4 protein-coding genes are annotated in these 2,942 nt (G+C 55.7%); all 4 read left to right on the top strand.

The genetic code is table 11. The features are described from left to right. Positions 1 to 159: 159 nt before the first annotated feature. From ACQZ5K_RS26875 to ACQZ5K_RS26860, 4 genes are read left to right on the top strand one after another with little or no spacing between them, the layout of a single operon-like run. Positions 160 to 852 (top strand): MFS transporter, encoded by a 693-nt coding sequence (locus ACQZ5K_RS26875; protein ID WP_448742066.1) that lies wholly within the window; start codon positions 160 to 162, stop codon positions 850 to 852. Further along, a complete protein-coding gene (locus ACQZ5K_RS26870) occupies positions 849 to 1,403 on the top strand; it encodes an NADPH-dependent FMN reductase (RefSeq protein ID WP_448742065.1) in 555 nt (184 codons plus the stop codon). The genes ACQZ5K_RS26875 and ACQZ5K_RS26870 overlap by 4 nt, the downstream gene beginning before the upstream one ends. 1 nt (position 1,404) lies before the next feature. Then, entirely contained in the window at positions 1,405 to 2,370 is a 966-nt protein-coding gene (gene hflK / locus ACQZ5K_RS26865) for an FtsH protease activity modulator HflK (RefSeq protein WP_448742064.1), read from the top strand. Between the two features lie 5 nt (positions 2,371 to 2,375). Continuing rightward, a complete protein-coding gene (locus ACQZ5K_RS26860) occupies positions 2,376 to 2,852 on the top strand; it encodes an SPFH domain-containing protein (protein ID WP_448742063.1) in 477 nt (158 codons plus the stop codon). Positions 2,853 to 2,942: the final 90 nt, after the last annotated feature.

Genomic DNA, 2,942 nt, shown 5'->3' with positions numbered 1-2,942 from the left:
AGACACTCGAGCGCATAGCCAATGGTTGGCCCAGCAGCGATCTCGATGCACTCATGCCCTGGAATTACACGCGCTGAACGGTCTCAGCTTGCCGCTTACTCCGGTTCCGAGGATACGTCCGGATGGCGTGACGCATTGCTTTCCTTGGAGGCCGGGCTCGTGCTTTTCACCGGCCTAGTTATTTTCCTGGATTTTGGCGCTCCCTTGCCTTCCACACGGCAGGCGAAGGACACGGCAGGCCCGTCGACGAGACCGCGGCTGTCAGCACTCCTCAATCCGGTCTTGATATGGTTCTCGGTAGTTAGCTTTCTTCACCATGCCTTCGAATACGGGCATACCTACTGGTTTGTCACCTATGCTGCACCTTTACCCGGAATCGGCGTCGACAAGGCACGCGACATTCTTATCGGTTTTCTGTCGGGGATTATCGTTTCGCGCATGGTTCTCAGCTGGCTCGCTGCCCGGGATATCATGCGCCAAGTGCTCTCTGTCGCCGTCGCGATAGCGCTGGCACTAATTGTATTCATGCCGGAGTATACCGAATACCCGCAGCTTTACGTGGCCAATGTCGCATTCGGTGTGGCGGTCGGCGTGGTCTTTCCGTCACTGCTGGCGATTGTCGTATCGACGTCCGACAGCCATGGGGCGATGTTTTCCAGCGCTGGCCTAATCTCGGGTGCACTGGGAACCCAATTCGCTGCCGTACTCCTGGGTGCAGTGATCCAGATGGGGGCGGCGAGGGAGATTTACACGGTCCTCGCTCTCGTCGGGCTCGGCCTTTTAGTCTGTGTGAATCTGCTGGTGCGGTCATGCACGCCGACAAGTGAGCCAGCACGGGAGGAAATGGTATGAAACTGCTTGGCATTTCCGGCTCGCTAAGAAAGGAGAGCTTGAACACCCGGCTGCTAAAGGGGGCAGGAACCTGCCCGCTCGTTAGCGCCTTCAGGTTGGCGGACCTCCGGCTACCGCTGTTTGACGAGGATATAGAGACTTCCGGCACAATAGCTCCGGCCGTCGAATGCTTGCTGGCGGACATTGCCTGGTCGGACGCTGTTCTTTTTGCCACGCCCGAATACAACAAGAACACCTCAGGTGTACTGAAGAACGCGCTCGATTGGATCAGCCGCCACGACTCCAAACCGCTTCGCGGCAAACCGGTTGCGATTTGCTCGGTCGCTGCTGGGCGTAGTGGTGGTATTCAAGCTCAGTATTCACTCAGGCACTGCTTAACGCCGTTTAGTCCTGTCGTTCTTCAGGGGCCAGAAATCGCAATCACTTTCACCGACACCGTGGACGGTGCAGCGACTGCGCTCGGCACCGAACGCACTAGAGAACGCCTAACGAGGCTTGTGACCGCCCTTTCCCTAGCACTTCACGACCATCGGATCAAATTGGAGGCATGAAATGACAGCAGCAGCAGCCGAAGCCGTCAGTATTCATGGGCCTGTCACTCATCGTGTCGGGATCATGTCCGGAGTAGCTCTGTTTGGCGCAATCTTTTTGCAGTCCTCCGTTTCGATTATCAATTACGATGAGGTTGGTCTGAGAGCACGGTTTGGAACACTTGCGGGAATCCTCGAACCGGGTCTGCATTTCAAGCTGCCATTCGGCATGGACTACATCGAGAAGGTCTCGGCAAGCAAAATCATAGTCCAGGAATTTGGCTACCGCAGTGAAGGAAACGAAAGCGTCTCGGAAGAGCACTTGAGTGCTGAGAGGAGCATGATAACCGCTGACCTGAACATCGTAGAGATCGCTATGGCGATCCACTATCAGGTCCAGGATCCGATCGCCTATCTCTCCTCCGTCCGAGATACAGATCAATTCGTTCGGTCTTCCTCTGAAGCGATTGTGCGCGAGATCGTTGGGCGCAGCCAGAGCGGATCGCTTTATACCACGTCCGGACAGATGATCGCGGCTAGCGCTAAGTCCAAGCTACAGGCCTATCTCGACAGCTTTCACACGGGCATCGACGTCAAGACGGTTGAGATACGCGAAATAACCCCGCCAGCTGGCGTCCGCCCGGCCTTTGACAAGGTCAACGAGGCCCGGCAGGAAAGAGAGCGGCGCATAAGCGAAGCTAAGCGGACGGCGGGAGGGGAAATCGCCGCGGCCATGGGACAGGCCGCGGCCATTCGGGCTGATGCGGAGGCTGAATCCCTGCGCCGTCAGACTGATGCCAACCGCAAGATTACAGAGTTCGCTGTATTCAACGAAGCCTATCGCAAGGCCCCGACGGTCGTGAAAACTACGCTCTACGTTCAAGTGATGGAGGAGGTGCTTCCGAAAGTGAAATCGCTCCTTCTCACCCAAGATAATAGCGTCCCGCCCCTACCTTTGCTCAATATTGGCCTCGAAAAAGGTGAGTAACTGTCATGTCTCAGAACAGATTCATCGCGATCTTTGTCAGCGTTGTCTTGCTCTCCATCTTTATGAACAGCTCGACCTTTCTAGTGCGGGGTGTTGAGCAGGTCGTGGTCGTACGTATGGGAAACATTGTTCAAGTGATCGATGACGACACAGGCTTGTACTTGAAGTGGCCGGTTCTCGACGAGGTATTCCGACTGGATAAACGTGTTATGTCGCTGATAGCAGACGCGATCCAAGTTCCGACTTCTGGTAACGAATTTATTACCGTCTCAACTGTCGCGCAGTGGCGTATCATCGATCCCAGCATGTTCATAAAGACAGCTCGCACGGAGGCTGCGGGCGCGGCCTTGCTTAGTCAGATCCTCGCTTCGTCGGTACGCAGCCAGGCCGCCCAACTGACCGTAGACAAGGTCGCTGGCGGCGGCTTGATGATTACGAATTGCTCCACTGCGCAGGAGAACTGCGGGCCGACAGTGTGTTGATTTCCACTGAGAACTGACCCGGTATTTCCACCGAGATTTGACCCGCCTTTTAGATATGTTTCGGGTCTGGTGTAGAGGTCAAGTTCCTGT

Source organism: Agrobacterium sp. 22-226-1 (assembly GCF_053522345.1).
The sequence above is the reverse complement of the archived record's forward strand: the minus strand, read 5'-3'. Positions and strand labels throughout refer to the sequence as shown.

Coding starts and splice junctions, on each gene's coding strand:
- ACQZ5K_RS26870 (WP_448742065.1), top strand. CDS start 849: ATGAAACTGCTTGGCATTTCCGGCTCGCTAAGAAAGGAGAGCTTGAAC.
- hflK (WP_448742064.1), top strand. CDS start 1,405: ATGACAGCAGCAGCAGCCGAAGCCGTCAGTATTCATGGGCCTGTCACT.
- ACQZ5K_RS26860 (WP_448742063.1), top strand. CDS start 2,376: ATGTCTCAGAACAGATTCATCGCGATCTTTGTCAGCGTTGTCTTGCTC.